The organism is Streptomyces sp. NBC_01506 (assembly GCF_045040295.1).
Taxonomy (GTDB): domain Bacteria; phylum Actinomycetota; class Actinomycetes; order Streptomycetales; family Streptomycetaceae; genus Streptomyces.
Window position 1 is genome coordinate 328,053 of record NZ_CP109422.1, and the last position, 15,885, is coordinate 343,937.

Below are 15,885 nucleotides of genomic sequence, written 5' to 3' on the forward strand. Positions count from 1 at the left end.
GTCACTTCGCCTCTGTCGCAGTGGACTTGAGCGCGATGGCCGTGGACACACCGGCCGAACCCGCCGCGCGCAGCCATGTGAGCCCCCTTAGCCCCCTCGGCAAGTGGAGAACTCATCTCCAGTTCGGAACGTAGCATCGCCACGTCCGGAGCGCCAGGGTTCGGCCGACCGTCTCCCACGGGACCGCTCCGGCCGCCCAAGTATCCCTTCGTCCAGGTGTCTTGACACGGCTTACGGGTCTCCCTTTACTTACCCGACACCAGACGACCAATCGTTCGGTCGGCAGCTCCACCCTGGTAACAGGCCGGAATCCCCGGAGCGTGGCACCACCATGCCCGGAGCCTCTCGCCGCCGTGCGCGAAAACAGCTCTGAGACACCCTCAGATTTCGCGGATGAACCCCTTTTTGCCGCAGCCCAGTCATCGCGACGGTGGCAAAACTCACCCTGCCGGGAGACAGCCGTGACCATCGACCGAAGCCCCACCAGTACGACCCCGGAGAAAACCATGCGGCCGCTTCGGGTAGCGACAGCGAGCTTCATCGGAACCGCCATCGAGTGGTACGACTACTTCATCTACGGCATGGCCGCCGCGATAGCCTTCGGACCACTCTTCTTCCCTTCCGTGTCCCCGGCGGCCGGCACCCTGGCCTCCTTCGCCACCTACTCGGTCGGGTTCCTCGCCCGCCCCCTCGGCGGCATCGTCATGGGGCACTTCGGGGACCGGGTCGGCCGTAAGTCCATGCTGGTCATCTCCCTGCTGACCATGGGCTTCGCCACCGTGGGCATCGGGCTGCTGCCCACGTACGACACGATCGGCGTCTGGGCACCGATCCTGTTGGTGACCCTGCGCTTCATCCAGGGCATCGGCGTCGGCGGAGAGTGGGGCGGCGCCGTCCTCATGGCCGTCGAGCACGCCCCCGAACGCAAGAAGACCTTCTACGGCAGCTTCCCGCAAATGGGCGTGCCGGGCGGCCTCATCATCGCCAATCTGGTCTTCCTGGGCCTGACGACGAACCTCAGCGACGAAGCTTTCCTGGACTGGGGCTGGCGAGTTCCCTTCCTGGCGAGCGCCGTCATGGTGGTGGCCGGTCTGGTCATTCGGCTCACCATCTCCGAGAGCCATGAATTCAAGGCCGTACGGCGATCGAGTTCCGAGCACCGAATGCCCTTCATAGCCGTGCTCCGGGAGCACTGGAGGGAAGTCCTGCTCTCCGCCGGGGCGTTCATCGGAATCAACGCGGTGGGCTATATCTTCATGTCCTATCTGCTGTCGTATTCGACCGCCGTACTCGGCCTGAGCCGGAATCTGATCCTCACCTTCACCCTCATCGCGTCCGGGGTGTGGCTCGCGGTCATACCCTGGGCGTCGGCCCTCTCCGACCGACATGGCCGGCGCGAGGTACTGACCGTCGGTTCGATCGGTCTCGTGGGGTGCGCGGCCGCGCTGTTCCCGCTGATCAACACCGCCGATTCGGCGCTGATCCTGCTCGCCCTCCTGGCGACGGCGGTGTTCATGGGCATCGTCTACGGACCCATCGCCGCGCTGTTCTCCGGGCTCTACCGCGCCGAGATCCGCTACAGCGGGGCCTCGCTCGGCTACCAGCTCGGGTCCATCCTGGGCGGCGGAATCGCCCCGACCGTCGCCACCGCCCTCTACAACAACTGGGCTTCCACGACACCCATCACCCTGTATCTCACCGGAGTCACGCTGCTCAGCCTGGGTTGCGTATGGCTGATCACCCGCGGGCGGGGAGACCGAGAAGCGGCCTGATCAGCAGAGCTAGCCTGGGCCGTATGACGGACAGTTCCCGGCAGCATCCGGTTGAGGGCGAGCGCCCGCTGCGGCGGGACGCCGCCCTCAACCGTGAACGCATTCTCGACGCGGCCCGCGAGGTCTTCAGCCAACGGGGACTGGGGGTCACGCTGGACGGCGTGGCCCACCACGCGGGAGTCGGGGTCGGCACCGTGTACCGCCGATTCCCCACCAAGGAGGACCTCATCCGCGCCCTGTTCGAACAAGACCTTCGGATGCGGCAGGAGTTGGCCGAAAGGGCGCTCACCCACCCCGATCCCTGGACGGGTCTCGTCGACTTCCTCACCGCGATGACGGCCGACCTCGCCGAGAACCGTGGACTGCACGAAGTGCTCATGCTGGGCGAGCACACGTCCGCGCCCATCGAGACGGCACGCGGCGGCATGCTGCCCTTCCTGGAGGCGTTGATCCGCCGGGCCCAGGAGAGCGGAGATCTCCGCCCGGAGGTGACCCCCTCCGACATCCCGGTCATCCAGCACATGCTGTACGGCGCCGCGCAGTTCACCCGTGGCCAACAGCCGGAGATCTGGCGCCGCTACCTCGACGTTCTCCTCAACGGCCTGCGGCAGCGACCCGACAACCCACCGCTCACGACTCCGAGTCTGAGCGACGAGACGGTGGAGCGGGCCATGGGCATCGTCAGGCCCGAGTAGCGCACCTATCGGTAGGAGGCGCGGGTATCGGCCCGAACGGACAGGCCGAGCCCGGCGGTGTCCTCATCGCTCACGCGGCGACGGGAAAACCGGGCGTACGCAAGACCCGCCGCCCCTCGTCCACGGCGAACACCTCGCAGCCGTCCCTCGACGCGGCCCAGTCGACACCTTCCGCGCCCATCGCGAACGCGGCCGTCGCGGTGGCGTCCGCCTCGGTCAGCGACGGGGCCACGACGGTCAGGCTGATCAGGCCGGTGACCGGGCGGCCGGTGCGGCCGTCGAGGATGTGGTCGCCGCGCTCGTAACGGGCGGAGGTGGCGACCGCGCCGTCGGTGATCTCCAGTACCGCGCACAGTCGGTCGGCGCGTTCGGGGTGCCGTACGCCGACCCGCCAGGGCCCGCCGGCCGCGACGACATCACCACCGGCGTTCACACAGAACCGGGTGGCCCCGGCGGCCGACAGCAGTTCCGCCGCCCGCTGCACCGACCAGCCCTTCACCACCGCGCAGGGGTCGAGGCCGCGCCCGGGAAGTCGGACGTCGAAGGCACCACGGGTCGCGACCCGGTAGTACTCGCCCAGGGCAAGGATCTCCGACAGCTCCGGGCTCAGACCCTCGGCCGGTATCTCGCCCCGGTCCAACCGGGACACCTCGCTGTCGGACCTGAACGGGCTGAATCGCAGGTCGACTTGGCGCAGCCACGCGAACACCTCGTCCGCGGCGGCCTGCGGATCGGCGGCCCCGTCGTCGATGCGCACCGAGACCGGGAAGCCCATGATGTGCTCAACTCGCGGCACCTCAGGCGCCCTTCGCGTCGATCGCGGCCTGGAGCGACTGCCGGTAGCCGTCGCTGGTGATCGTGGCACCGGAGACCGTGTCGATGTCGGCGCTCTGCGCGGAGAGCGTGTCCTCGATCAGTTTCGGTACGGCGGCCGTGGTCTGCGGATGGTCGGGCTGTCGCAGCATGCGTACGGTGCTGATCTCGTCGCCCTCGAAGACCACCTCGACCTGGACGGGGCCCTTCTCCGTGTTGACGGTGGAGCCCTGGACGGTCCGCGCCGGGGTGTCGCCGGGCGCCGGGTCCGAATCGGGCGAGCCGGCGGGCGGGGGCGGCGGCGCGGGGGCCGCCTCGACGGATGTCGTCGTACCGAGGGACGGTTCGTACCGCCACAGTGGGATCACCGCGGCGACGGTCAGGGCCAGGACGGGCAGGACTCGCTTCATCGTGTTCGTTCCCCCTCTATCCGGCCAGGCTGAAACGCTCGGCGTGGATCTGTGGCTTGGGCACGCCCAGTTGGCGCAGGGTGCGCAGCACCGCGGTGGTCATGCCGGGCGGTCCGCAGACATAGACGTCCCGCTCGGTGATGTCCGGTACGCGCGCCGCCAGCTCGTGCGGGGCCAGACGGTCCGGTGTGGACGGTCCGGTGATCAGGTGCAGTTGGGCGCCCTTGGCGTGGGCCAGTTCGGTCAACTCGTCGTAGAGGACGGCGTCCTGGTCGGTGGCCACCCGGTAGATGAGGACGACATGGCCGTGGAGTTCTTCGAGGAGTGCGCGCATGGGGGTGATGCCGACGCCGCCGGCGATCAGCAGGGTGTCCGGGCGGGTGCGGTGCATCGTGGTGAAGGCGCCGTACGGGCCCTCGGCGAACACCCTTGTGCCCACCTTGAGTTGGCGCAGGGCCGCCGTGCCGCCGCCCGCCGTCTTGGCGGTGAGCCTGAGCCCGTTGCCGTCGGGGGCAGCCGACAGCGAGAAGGGGTTCGCCTGCCACCAGCGGTCCCTGGTCAGGAACCGCCAGAGGAAGAACTGGCCGGCACGGGCGGGCAGTCGGTCCAGATCACGGCCCGAGACATAGATCGACACGACACGGTCGGACTCGGGTACGACGGCCGTCACCCGCAGTCGGTGGCGCAGGTTGCGCCGGAGCGGGAGCACCACGCGGCCGGTGAAGACCGCGGTGAGGGCGAAGCCCCACAGCGTGTACCAGTACGCCGTGGCGGTGGGCGACGCGGTGAACGTCGAACCCGCCGAGACCTGGTGGGTGAAGGCCAGCACCACCGCGAGGTAGGTGTAGAGATGGATGAAGTGCCATGTCTCGTAGGCGAGCCGGCGACGGGCGAACCGGGCCGAGACAAGGCCGACCGTGATGATCAGGGCCAGTGCGACGACGGCGCGCAGCACGCCCTCGACGGTCTCCGCGAGATCGACGAGCTGGTCGACCGGGCCCATCGACGATGCCTGCGCGTAACCGAAGACGATGAACGTGCCGTGTGTGAGCAGCAGCCACAGGAGGGTGAAGCCGACCCAGCGGTGCCAGGAGGTCAGCCGGTCCATGCCGATGCGGCGGTCGAAGAACGGCAGCCGGGCGACAAGCAGCAGTTGGAAGGCCATCAGCAGGGCGGCGTAGAGCCCGGCCAGGCGCCCCATCACGATGAGGGCGTTCGAGGCGAACCCCGCCTGGAGGAAGAAGACGCTCACCACGGCGACGTTCGCGGCGAGCAGGGCGTACAGCCCGGCGCGGGCAACTGTCTTGGGGCGGAACGCCGTTGGGGGCGGCTGAACACGGTGGAGGGTCGTCACGGGCGGCAACTCCTTGATCGGTGCCTGGGGACTTCGAGCCTGCCTGCCGGGAGCTGTCGTTTTCCTGTCGCCGAACTTTCAACTGCTTATCGATGTGGCCGCGGGGCCGCCGGCCCGTAGGGCGCGGGCAGCCGCGTGCAGCACTATGGACGAGTGGAAAAAGTGCGCCTTCTCGTCGTTGACGACGACCCGCCCATCGCCGACCTCGTGGCGACGGTCGCCCGCTACGAGGGCTGGGAGGCGATCACCGCGCACTCCGGCGAGGACGCGCTGCACCGGGCGGCGGAGTTCAAGCCGGACATCGTGGTGCTCGACCTGATGCTCCCCGGCCTGGACGGCTTCGCCGTGCTGGACCGGCTGCGGTCGTCCGGGACGATGGTGCCGGTCGTGTTCCTCACCGCGCGGGACACCGTCTCGGACCGGGTCGCGGGTCTGACCCGGGGCGGTGACGACTATCTGGTCAAGCCGTTCGCCGTGGAGGAGTTGATGGCCCGGCTGCGGACCGTGCTGCGCCGCAGCGCCGGGCCGGGCTTCCAGCGCTCCGTGCTGCGGGTGGCGGATCTGACGATGGACGAGGACACCCGCGAGGTGCGGCTCGGCGACCGGCTCCTGACGCTCACCCCCACCGAGTACGAGGTGCTGCGCTATCTGATGCGCAAGTCGCCGACCGTGCTGACGAAGGCGCAGATCCTCGACCATGTGTGGGAGTACGGCTTCGGGGGCCGTTCCAACGTCGTGGAGCTGGTCATCAGCCGGCTGCGCCGCAAACTCGACGAGCCGGACGACAGGGACGACAGCGGCGCGCCGCTGATCCACACCGTGCGGGGCGTCGGGTACGTCGTACGCCACGTCGCCCGATGATCGGCCGTCTCACGCGGTCGTACCGCGGACTGCGGCTGGGCACCCGCCTCGCGCTGGGTCTCGGCGTGCTCACGCTGACCGTGTTCGCCATTGTCGGTACCGCGCTGTCGACGTATATGCGGGACTATCTGGAGCATCAGCTCAACGACCAGATGGAGCTGGTCCAGGGCACCCAGGCCCAGGACGCCAAGGCGCACGGAACGGTGGAGCGTCAGCCGTACTACCGCTGGTACACGGCGGTGTACGACGTCACGGACGACCATGCGGCGCTGCGCGAGCCCAGTGACGTACCGGCGGACGCCGGGAAGCTCTCCGCCGTCGCCGAAGTACAGCGCGACTCCGGGGCGAAGGAGGTCTTCCGCACCGCGTACATCGAGGGGCAGGGCGAGTACCGGCTGCGCGCCTGTGAGGTCAGCCCCGGAGTCGTCCTGGTCACGGCGGCGCCCATGGAGAACATCGAAGCGACCATGAACCAGCTCGTCACGGTCCAGGTCGTCGGCTTCTCGCTCGCTCTGGTGGGGCTTGTGGTGCTGGGCCGTTCGCTGCTGCGGCGCGGACTCAAACCGCTCAGCGACATGGCGCACACCGCGCGCGGCATCACCTCGCACGACTTCACCGACTCGGCACGGCTGCCGGTCCGCGTCGACTTCGACGACGGCGGCGCGGAGGTCGAGGAGCTGCGCACCGCGTTCAACACGATGCTGGAGCACATCGACGACTCGCTCGCCGTACGCACCGAGGCGGAACAGCGCCTGCGCCGGTTCGTGGCGGACGCGTCGCACGAGCTGCGTACGCCGCTGATGTCGGTACGCGGCTACGCCGATCTGTTCCAGTACGCGGCGGCCAACGAGCCCGCCGAACGGGACAGGCATCTGGCACGGCTGCGCGCCGAGGCGGCCAGGATGGGCCTCCTCCTGGACGACCTGCTGCTGCTCGCCCGCCTGGACGCGGCCGATGTGGAGACTCCGCTGCGGCTGGAGGAGACGGATCCGGCGGAGCTGCTGAACCAGGCGGCGGACGCGTTCCGCGCGGGCCGGCCGCAGTATCCGCTGTCGGTGCGGATCGACGGCGGCCCGGTGCGGATGCGGCTCGATCCCCTACGTATCCGGCAGGTCCTGGACAACCTGCTGACCAACGCGGCCGTACACACCCCCGTCGGTACGACGGTGTCGCTGGAGCTGGACCTCTCCCCCGGCGCGGGGGTGGTCCGCGTCGCCGACTCCGGCCCCGGGATTCCGGCCGACGACCACGAGCGGGTCTTCGACCGCTTCTACCGCCTGGACAAGGCCCGCACCCGCGACCGCGGGGGCAGTGGCCTGGGGCTCGCGGTGGCGCGGTCGCTGATACGGGCCCACAACGGCACGATCGAACTGGCCAGCCGTCCGGGGTCGACGGTCTTCACCCTCCGGATCCCGGGCTAGGTCCTGTCCGGCGGATCTTCGGGGATCAGCCCGGAGCGTCCGGTGCGGTGCGTCGCAAGGCGGAGGATCGCGCTCGTACTGGACGTACTTGGGCGATTCGACAACGCGGCGAGGTGCCGTACCAGGCGTTCCGGGCCCCCGAAGATCCGTTGGACAGGGCCCGGGTCCTGTCCGGCGGATCTTCGGGGACCAGCCCGGAGCGTCTGGTGCGGTGCATCGCAAGGCGGAGGATCGCGCTCGTACTGGACGTACTTGGGCGATTCGACAACGCGGCGAGGTGCCGTACCAGGCGTTCCGGGCCCCCGAAGATCCGTTGGACAGGGCCCGGGTCCTGTCCGGCGGGAAGCATCCGGGTGCCGGCTCAACGCCACCGCGTTCAGACGGTCTTGAGCATTCCGCCGTCGATCACGAGATCCGAGCCGCTCATGTTGGGGACCCGGCCGGACGCCAGGAACACCACGAGCGCCGCGACCTCCTGTGGGTCGGCGAATCTGCCGGTGGACAGACCGACGGTCGCCGGAAGCCGGTCGGTGATGTCCTTCGGCGCGATGCCCGCGCGCCGGGCGAGTACGTCTCCGGGCCCGCCGGGGGCGGTCCACAGGTCCGTCCAGACCGGGCCGGGGGAGATGGTGTTCACCCGCAGCCCACGGCCGCCGAACTCCTCGGCCAGCGCCTTGCCGAGGTTCGACAGCGCCGCCTTGGCCGCCGACTGGGCGACCAGTCGCGGCTGCGGCTGCCGGGCGTTGACCGAACTGATGTTGACCACCGCGCCACGACGGTCGAGGAGGCTCGGCAGCGCCGCGCGCGTCGCGCGCACGGCCGCCATGAACGTCAGCTCGAACGTGTGAAGCCATGCGTCGTCGTCCAGTTGGAGGAACCCGCCGGGGGGTGTCGATGTGCCGGCGACATTGTTGACGAGCAGGTCGATCCCCCCGTGGCGCTCGACCGCGCTCCGTACGACATCGCCGGGACCGGCGGCTGTGGACAGGTCGACAGTCAGGGCGTCCGGTGTGGCGGCCCGCAGGTCGTCCGTCATCGTGCGGCTGCCGGCGACGACGGTGAACCCGTCCTCGACCAAAGCCCGCACGATCGCCAGCCCGATCCCCCGGCCCGCTCCGGTCACCACGGCTGTGCGCTTGCCTGACGTTGTCACGGAAGTCTCCCTCGCCCGATCTCGCGGACCTCCTGGTGCGCGATCTTCACGTCGACAAGCTTCCAGGTTGAACTACGGTTCAAGTCAATGGGAACACTGTCGATAACCGAACTGCGCACGCGCACCGGGCTGGCGTCGTCCGCCGTGCGCTTCTACGAACGCAAGGGCCTGCTGCGCGCCACCGGGCGCGCGGGCGGCAAACGCGTCTACGACGAGAGTGCCGTCGAACAGATCGCACTCATCGACCTGCTCAAACAGGCCGGCTTCACGCTGTCGGAGATCGCGGCGCTCGTCGGCCCGAGCGGCAGGACCGATCCGAACTGGCGGTCAGTGGCGGCGGACAAGCTGCGTGAACTCGACGACCGTGTCCAGCGGATCGAGTTGGCGCGGCGAGCGCTGCGGCACACCCTGGACTGCCGGCACAGCCACCTGGACGACTGTCCGGTGCATCACCGCATCCTCCGGGCGCACGCCGAAGCACTCGCGGCGGCGACGAACAACGGGCCGCCTGCCAGCCGCCATCCCTGACTACGTCCGCGCAGCCGAGCCGGCGTCGGGCGCGACCACGATGGGCAGCGTGCCCAGGGTCGCGTACTTGTCCTGTACATCGGGGGCGAGAGACAGGGCCCCGCGCAGCCTGCCCGTGACGGTCTGCCTCGCCACCGCGCCGCGACACTTCGAGTCCGGCGACGGCAACCGCTCGCGCGCACGGGCCGACGCTCCGGAGGCGGACCGGTCCGCCTCGGACGCGGCGGCGCTCGCGGCGGCGCCGTGCCCGATGGAGGCGATCGGCTTCGTCACCTCCGGGCCGCCCGGCCCCTGACGACGGAGTCACGGCGGACACGGCAGACGGGTGAGAGCGCGTCTGTGAAGTTGTCGGACCGCCGTGGGCCGTGCAGGCTCGGCCGAGGGCGCCCTTCGCCGCGATGAGTTTCGGCCGGGTCGCGAGTCTGCACCGGTGAGCGTCGTACGACGTCGTACGGCGCCGCCCGGCACGGGAGACCACGGAGGACACCATGACGACCACGCCGAACGACCCGACCGGCCCCCTGCCCGGCCGCCCGCCCGTTGTCGACCTGGCGACCTGGCAGACCGCCCGTGACGAGCTTCTGGTCCGCGAGAAGGCGCACACCCATGAGGGCGACGCGATCGCCGCGGCCCGGCGGCGACTGCCGATGGTGGAGTTCGACGGGACGGTCGAGGTGGTCGGACCCGACGGGCCGGTCCCGTTCCTCGATCTGTTCCAGGGCCGCGACGAGCTGCTGGTCTACAAACACATGTGGTGGGACGGCGCACCGCACCAGGGACAGTGCGAGGGCTGCACCGTCAGCGCCTGGCACCTGAGGGACGCCGTCTACCTCAACGCCCGCGGTGTCTCCATGGCCATCCTGACCACGGGCCCGTGGGACGAGGTGGCCCCCTTCGTCGAGTTCATGGGCTACACCCAGCCCTGGTACTCGGTGCGCGACGTGGCGGAGCCGGTCGGCGGTGACATGGGGTATCTCACCTCCTTCCTGCGCGACGGCGACCGCGCGTTCCTCACCTACTCCACGACCGGCCGTGGCACCGAGCGGATCAGCGGGTCGTTCGCCCTGCTCGACTCGACGCCGTACGGCCGCGGCGAGGCATGGGAGGACAACCCGCAGGGCCGGCCCGAGGGGCGGCACGCGTGCTGGTACTGGCGCTCGGACGCGGACGGGAACGCCACCTGGGGCCCGACCGGGCGCCCCGTACCGCAGTGGACCCGCCCCGGCGCGACGCCCGCGGACACCCTCGGCCGGAACGGGCACCACCACTGACGCGCCTTCGGCGAGGGCGGCCGGCCGCGTCGGGCGACGGGGAGTGCCGGCGGGTTGACCCTGACGCAGGGGCAACCTCGCAGCATGGCCGCCATGACGACAAGAACAAACGCGATCGAGGTCGCCGGGCTGCGGAAGTCCTACGGCACTCATGAAGTGGTCGCCGGAGTCGACCTGACCGTCCCCGCCGGCACCGTCTACGCCCTGCTCGGGCCCAACGGGGCCGGCAAGACCACCACCGTCCGGATTCTGTCCACGTTGCTCCCCGCGGACTCCGGCGCGGCTCGGGTCGCCGGGTACGACGTACGGCGCGACGCGCGGCGGGTGCGCGCGTCGATCGGTGTGACCGGGCAGTTCTCCGCCGTGGACGAGTTGCTGACCGGGCGCGAGAATCTGCGGATGATGGCCGACCTCGGCCATCTCGACCGCCACCGCGCGCGGACCGTGGTCGGGCGACTGCTGGAGCGGTTCGAACTGGCCGACGCCGCCGACCGGCGCGCGGTGACCTACTCCGGCGGTATGAAGCGGCGGCTGGACCTGGCGATGACCCTGGTATCCGGGCCCCGGCTGATCTTCCTCGACGAGCCGACCACCGGTCTCGACCCGCGCAGCCGCCGTGAACTGTGGCGAATCGTCAGGGAGTTGGTGGCCGACGGAGCCACCGTGTTCCTCACCACGCAGTATCTGGAGGAGGCCGACCAGCTCGCCGACCGGATCGGTGTGCTCGACGGGGGCCGACTGGTCGCCGAGGGCACCGCTGCCGAGCTGAAGCGGTTGGTCCCCGGTGGTCACATCGAGCTGCGGGCCGCCGACAGCGAACGGACGGCCGAGCTGGCGCGCCGGTTGCCCGAAGCGGTCGCGAACGTCGAGGCACTGACCGTGACCCTGCCGCACGACGGGAGCCTCGGCGCGCTGCGGCGCGTGCTGGACAGGATCGATGACGACGACGACGTCGCCGGTCTCGCCGTGCGCACCCCGGACCTGGATGACGCGTTCCTGGCTCTGACCGGCCGCCCCACCACCGACGAGTCCGCGGAGAATTCGAAGAAGGTGCCGGTATGACCACCGTGACGTACGCCGTCCGCGACTCGGCGACCATGCTGCGTCGCAATGTGCGGCACATGGTCCGCTATCCGTCGATGACGCTGATGCTGATCGGGCAGCCGCTGCTGTTCCTGCTGCTGTTCGTCTACGTCTTCGGCGGCACCATGGGCGCCGGTCTGCCGGGAGCCCCGGCGGGGGACCGCGGCGACTACCTGACGTTCATCACTCCCGGGATCCTGATGATGACGGTGGCGAGCGTGTCCATCGGCACGGCGGTCCTGGTCGCCACCGATATGACCAACGGGATCATCGACCGGTTCCGCACCATGGCCATCGCCAAGTCCTCGGTGCTCACCGGCCATGTGCTCGCCGCGATGATCCAGACCGCGCACGCGCTCGTGGTGATCTTCGGGGTGGCGTTCCTGCTCGGTCTCCAGACCGCCGCCTCGGCGGCGCAGTGGCTGGGCCTGGTCGGTCTGCTCGCGCTGCTGTCCTTCGCGATGACCTGGTTCACGGTGGCGCTGGGGCTGGCGAGCCCGGACCCGGAGACCGCGAGCAATCTGCCGATGATCTTCGTGTTGCTGCCGTTCGTGGGCAGCGGGTTCGTACCGGTGGAGTCGCTGCCGGCCGGGCTGCGGTGGTTCGCCGAGCACCAGCCGTTCACACCGATCATGGACACCTTCCGCGGTCTGCTCGCCGGATCGCCGGACGGTTCGGACGCGCTGTGGGCTGTCGGCTGGTGTGTGGTGATCGGGTCGGCCGGCCATCTGTGGTCGCGGCGCCTCTACCGGACCCGTGCCGCCGGTTAGGGCGTGTCCCGGGGATCGGGCCGGTCCGGGGAGACTGGTCCGATGCTGACGATCGGCGAGCTGGCGTCGTACGCGGGAGTGACCGTACGCGCGGTGCGGCACTACCACGCCAAAGGGCTGTTGCCGGAGCCGGAGCGGGACCATTCCGGCTATCGGAGGTACGGCGGCGGCGCCGTGGTCGAGCTGATCAAGATCCGGACGCTCGCCGAGGCCGGGGTCCCGCTCGCTCGCGTACGGGAGTTGCTGCGGGCCGACGAGGCGGAGTTCGCGGCGGCGGTCGCCGACATCGACAAGCGGCTGCGGGCGGAGATCCGGGAGCGGCAGCGGCACCGCGAGCGGATCGCCCGCCTCGCTTCCGGGGACAGCCTGGCGCTGCCCCCGGAGGTGGTCGGCTATCTCGACCGACTGCGGGCGCTCGGGGTCGACGAGCGGATCGTCCAGGTCGAACGCGACGGCTGGATCCCGCTGGTGGCGCACTCTCCGGAGCGAGTCGCGGAGTGGATGGCGCGCAAGCGCGAACAGATCGCCGATCGGCGGCTCGTCGACTTCTACCGCACGCTGGGCCAGGCGCTCGACCGGATGGAAGGGAACGAACAGGCCGATGACGACACACAGTTGGTCGAGCTGGCCGACAAGCTCGCCGCGTACATCACGCAGATGGCCGACGAACAGGGCGAGGACTATGTGGACGATGCCGAGATCGAGCCACCGTTCGTCAAGCTGATGGACACCCTGGCCTTCGACACCCTGCCACCGGCCCGCCGGCTGATCGAGCTGCTGAGGGAGCGGGGCTGGACGGGCTGGACCAAGCTCAGACGCGTGGAGCCGGCCCGGGATCCCGCCCCGGGGCGCGTCCCTCCCGTCGTACGAGTGGAGGGGCGCCCCGCCGGTCAGGCTCGGCCCGCTCGTGTCACCAGTCGTGGACCGTCCCGTCCTGGAGACGGTTGACCGGCAGATAGGCCGGGTCGTACGGGTGGGCGGCGGCAAGTTCCTCGTCCAGTTCGACGCCGATGCCGGGGGCCTCGCCCGGGTGCAGATGGCCGTCGGTGAAGGTGTACGCGTGGCGGAACACCCGCTCGGTGAGCGGGGTGTGGCCCGAGTACTCCTGGATGCCGAAGTTGTGGACCGCGAGGTCCAGATGCACGGCGGCGGCCATACCGACCGGGGAGATGTCCTCGGGGCCGTGCATGGCGCTCTTGATCTGGTACTGGGCGGCGAAGTCGAAAAGCTTCCGGAGCGGCGAGACTCCACCGAAGTGGGTCACCGCCGAGCGTACGTAGTCGATCAACTGCTCGGTGACCAGGCTCTGGTAGTCGTACACCGTGTTGAAGACCTCGCCGACGGCGAGCGGTGTCGTGGTGTGCCGGCGCACCAGCCGCAGCCCTTCCTGGTTCTCGGCGGGTGTGCAGTCCTCCAGCCAGAAAGGCCGGTACGGCTCGAGGTCCTTGCCGAGCCGGGCCGCCTGGATCGGGGTGAGCCGGTGGTGCGCGTCGTGCAGCAGGGGCAGTTCGGCGCCGAACTGCGACCGGACGGCCTCGAAGACGGTGGGAAGGTGGCGCAGATACGCGGCGGTGTCCCAGTCCTCCACCACCGGGCGGGGGTGCGCGGGCGCGGCGTCCGCGCCGGGCGCGGTCGAGGCCGAACCGCCCACGCCGTACACGGTCTTGAGGCCCGGTACGCCGGTCTGGATACGGATGGCCGGGTAGCCCTGCGCCTGCTTCTCGCGTATCGAGTCGAACAGCTCCGGCAGATCACGTCCGCTCGCGTGCCCGTAGGTGCCCACCCGCTCCCGGCTCGCACCGCCGAGAAGCTGGTACAGGGGCAGTTCGGCCGCCTTGGCCTTGATGTCCCACAGGGCGACGTCCACCGCGGCGATCGCGGCCATCGTGACCGGACCGCGCCGCCAGTACGCGCCCCGGTACAGCGACTGCCAGGTGTCCTCGATCCTGTGCGGGTCGAGGCCGATGAGCAGGGGGACGACGTGGTCGCGGAGGTAGCTCACGACCGAGAGTTCCCGGCCGTTGAGCGTCGCGTCGCCGAGTCCGGTGAGCCCGTCGTCCGTCGTGATCTTCAGGGTGACGAAGTTGCGGCCGGGGCTGGTGACGACGACCTTCGCGTCGACGATCTTCATGGTGTTCGCTCTTTCCGAGCCGCCAGGAGACGGCTGTACGAGTACGGGCTGGACACAGTGGGGTGGCGCGGGCGGATCCGAGAAGGCGTCAGCCCTTCGTGGCGCCGGAGGTCAGTCCGGCCACCAGGTATTTCTGCCCCGGGACGGCGGCCAGTACGACAGGCACCGTGATGAGGGTCGCGGCGGCCATCAGACCGCCCCAGTCGGTGCCGGCGTAGGAGATGAAGTTGAACAGCGTCACCGGCACCGTCTGCGTGCCGTCGTCGGCGAAGACCAGCGCGAACATGAAGTTGTTCCAGCTAGAGACGAAGTCCAGCAGCGACGCCGTCGCCGTCCCGGGCGCGGCCGGCGGAACTCTGCTCCAGCACGAAGGACCCGCGTCCGGGAGCCACCTCGATCAGATGCTGGGCCTCCAGCCGCCGCAGCACCTCGCGCACGACGTTCCTGCTGGACCCGAACTGGGCCGCCGACTCCCGCTCGGAGGGCAGCTTCGTACCGACGGCGATGTCCCCGGACCGGATGTCGTGCTCCAACTGACGGGCGATGTGCTCGGTCAGCGGGCCGCGGCGGGCGGAAGGGTCAGGTGTCGGCATGGACCGGCGAATATCGCCCCTCCCGGACATCCGGTCGCGCGGCGGACGGCCCCGGTCACCAGGGACCGCCGCGGGCCGCGTGGCGCAGGTGTTCGGCCAGCGCGGTGGTGGCCGCGGCCGTGGCGGTCGGGGACGTGTCCGCCTTCGCGCCCCGGGCCAGCAGATGGAGCCGGCGTGACCACGGCTCCAGCAGCTCGCACACGTCGAGCGGCAGGCCGGGGTCGACGGCGCGACGAGGTACGACGGCGAGTCCGACCCCGGCGGCGGCGAGGCCGATGAGGATGTTGAGGCCGGCGACCGTGGTGCGGTAGCGCACCACCGGGGCGTGCGGGCCGAGGTTCTTCTCGATCCAGCGGCGCAGCGAGGAGTCGGCGTCGAGCCCGACGAGCGGGTGTTCGGCGACCTCGCTGTACGTCAACCCGGTCCGCCCGGCGAGGATGCCGCCGGCCTGGCCGATCACGACGAGGGAGTCGTCGCCGAGCGGTTCCATGTCGAGGCCGCTGTCCCGGGCCTCTTCGTCGTCGATGACGATCCCCAGGTCCGCCTCGCCGTCGACCAGCACGCGTACGGTCTGTGGGGTGCGGCTTTCGAAGACCCTGACATCGACGTCCGGGTGCGCGCGCAGGAACGAGACCAGGGCCTGCGGCACGAATCCCTGTATGGCGGCGCCGCCGGCGAACAGGGTCAGCGGGGCGGCCGGGGACCGGGTGTAGCTCGCGACCGCGCCTTCGAGGCGCGCCGTCTGGGCGAGTACGTCACGCGCGTGGCGGGCCAGTGTCGTACCCGCCGGAGTGGGCCGTACGCCGCGCCGGCCACGGATCAGCAGTGCCACACCGGCGTTGTGCTCCAGCGCGCGCACCCTGGCGCTGGCCGAGGGCAGGCTCAGATGCATCCGGCGGGCGCCGCCCGTGATCGAGCCCTCCGCCATGATGCCGAGAAAGAGCCGTAGGTCGTCCAAGTCGTAGCGCACGCGCCTGAGCCTAAGGCTCCGCCTGAGGCTGGGTACAGCAATGGCGCATTGTGAACCCAC

At 70.2% G+C, this 15,885-nt stretch carries 16 protein-coding genes and 2 pseudogenes; 9 read left to right on the top strand and 9 right to left on the bottom strand.

All coding sequences use genetic code 11. The features are described 5' to 3' along the window. Window positions 1-461: 461 nt before the first annotated feature. Both OG329_RS01410 and OG329_RS01415 read left to right on the top strand, forming a co-directional pair. A complete protein-coding gene (locus tag OG329_RS01410; protein ID WP_405791962.1) occupies window positions 462-1,772 on the top strand; it encodes an MFS transporter in 1,311 nt (436 codons plus the stop codon). Between the two features lie 23 nt (window positions 1,773-1,795). Next, a complete protein-coding gene (locus tag OG329_RS01415) occupies window positions 1,796-2,467 on the top strand; it encodes a TetR/AcrR family transcriptional regulator (RefSeq protein WP_405791964.1) in 672 nt (223 codons plus the stop codon). 70 nt (window positions 2,468-2,537) lie between these two features. On the opposite strand, the gene OG329_RS01420 is transcribed toward OG329_RS01415, so the two are convergent. Genes OG329_RS01420 through OG329_RS01430 form a run of 3 tightly spaced genes read right to left on the bottom strand, consistent with a single transcriptional unit; the run spans window position 2,538 to window position 5,044 of the window. Next, entirely contained in the window at window positions 2,538-3,263 is a 726-nt protein-coding gene (locus OG329_RS01420) for an FAD:protein FMN transferase (RefSeq protein WP_405791966.1), read from the bottom strand. Window position 3,264: 1 nt separating this feature from the next. After that, on the bottom strand, window positions 3,265-3,690 hold the full coding sequence (locus OG329_RS01425) for an FMN-binding protein (RefSeq protein ID WP_405791968.1): 426 nt from the start codon (window positions 3,688-3,690) through the stop codon (window positions 3,265-3,267). A gap of 16 nt (window positions 3,691-3,706) precedes the next feature. Then, window positions 3,707-5,044 carry a ferric reductase-like transmembrane domain-containing protein gene (locus OG329_RS01430; RefSeq protein ID WP_405791970.1) on the bottom strand — a complete coding sequence of 446 codons (1,338 nt, stop codon included), beginning with the start codon at window positions 5,042-5,044 and terminating at the stop codon, window positions 3,707-3,709. Between the two features lie 153 nt (window positions 5,045-5,197). Between OG329_RS01430 and OG329_RS01435 the strand changes: the two genes are divergently transcribed. Continuing rightward, window positions 5,198-5,905 carry a response regulator transcription factor gene (locus OG329_RS01435; RefSeq protein WP_405791972.1) on the top strand — a complete coding sequence of 236 codons (708 nt, stop codon included), beginning with the start codon at window positions 5,198-5,200 and terminating at the stop codon, window positions 5,903-5,905. Next, window positions 5,902-7,326, top strand: coding sequence for a sensor histidine kinase (locus tag OG329_RS01440; RefSeq protein WP_405791974.1), 1,425 nt, complete (start codon window positions 5,902-5,904; stop codon window positions 7,324-7,326). Before OG329_RS01435 ends, OG329_RS01440 begins: the two co-directional genes overlap by 4 nt. A 376-nt stretch (window positions 7,327-7,702) precedes the next feature. Here the strand turns inward: OG329_RS01440 and OG329_RS01445 are convergent, their stop codons facing one another. Next, entirely contained in the window at window positions 7,703-8,479 is a 777-nt protein-coding gene (locus OG329_RS01445) for an SDR family NAD(P)-dependent oxidoreductase (RefSeq protein WP_405791976.1), read from the bottom strand. Window positions 8,480-8,566: 87 nt separating this feature from the next. On the opposite strand from OG329_RS01445, the gene OG329_RS01450 reads away from it, so the two are divergent. After that, the gene (locus tag OG329_RS01450; protein ID WP_405791978.1) at window positions 8,567-9,007 is read left to right on the top strand and encodes a MerR family transcriptional regulator; all 441 of its coding nucleotides are present in this window, start codon (window positions 8,567-8,569) and stop codon (window positions 9,005-9,007) included. On the opposite strand, the gene OG329_RS01455 is transcribed toward OG329_RS01450, so the two are convergent. After that, entirely contained in the window at window positions 9,008-9,280 is a 273-nt protein-coding gene (locus tag OG329_RS01455) for a hypothetical protein (protein ID WP_405791980.1), read from the bottom strand. It lies immediately after the preceding gene. 215 nt (window positions 9,281-9,495) lie between these two features. Here OG329_RS01455 and OG329_RS01460 point away from each other — a divergent pair, with 215 nt between their 5' ends. The 4 genes from OG329_RS01460 to OG329_RS01475 all read left to right on the top strand — a co-directional run bounded on the left by OG329_RS01460 (window position 9,496) and on the right by OG329_RS01475 (window position 13,079). Continuing rightward, a complete protein-coding gene (locus OG329_RS01460; RefSeq protein WP_405791982.1) occupies window positions 9,496-10,278 on the top strand; it encodes a DUF899 family protein in 783 nt (260 codons plus the stop codon). 93 nt (window positions 10,279-10,371) lie between these two features. Then, window positions 10,372-11,340, top strand: coding sequence for an ATP-binding cassette domain-containing protein (locus tag OG329_RS01465; RefSeq protein ID WP_405791984.1), 969 nt, complete (start codon window positions 10,372-10,374; stop codon window positions 11,338-11,340). Further along, entirely contained in the window at window positions 11,337-12,131 is a 795-nt protein-coding gene (locus OG329_RS01470) for an ABC transporter permease (RefSeq protein ID WP_405791986.1), read from the top strand. The genes OG329_RS01465 and OG329_RS01470 overlap by 4 nt, the downstream gene beginning before the upstream one ends. A gap of 42 nt (window positions 12,132-12,173) precedes the next feature. After that, complete coding sequence (locus OG329_RS01475; RefSeq protein ID WP_405791988.1) at window positions 12,174-13,079, top strand: MerR family transcriptional regulator; 906 nt, start codon at window positions 12,174-12,176, stop codon at window positions 13,077-13,079. Here the strand turns inward: OG329_RS01475 and manD are convergent. The 4 genes and pseudogenes from manD to OG329_RS01495 all read right to left on the bottom strand — a co-directional run bounded on the left by manD (window position 13,042) and on the right by OG329_RS01495 (window position 15,825). Continuing rightward, entirely contained in the window at window positions 13,042-14,262 is a 1,221-nt protein-coding gene (gene manD / locus OG329_RS01480) for a D-mannonate dehydratase ManD (RefSeq protein WP_405791990.1), read from the bottom strand. The two genes, OG329_RS01475 and manD, sit on opposite strands and share 38 nt — an antisense overlap. Before the next feature lie 88 nt (window positions 14,263-14,350). Next, window positions 14,351-14,617, bottom strand: a pseudogene (locus tag OG329_RS01485) (carbohydrate ABC transporter permease); the annotation flags it as partial. Beyond that, window positions 14,583-14,885, bottom strand: a pseudogene (locus OG329_RS01490) (FadR/GntR family transcriptional regulator); the annotation flags it as partial. The pseudogenes OG329_RS01490 and OG329_RS01485, both read right to left, overlap by 35 nt. 25 nt (window positions 14,886-14,910) lie before the next feature. Further along, window positions 14,911-15,825 (bottom strand): LysR family transcriptional regulator, encoded by a 915-nt coding sequence (locus OG329_RS01495; protein ID WP_405791992.1) that lies wholly within the window; start codon window positions 15,823-15,825, stop codon window positions 14,911-14,913. Window positions 15,826-15,885: the final 60 nt, after the last annotated feature.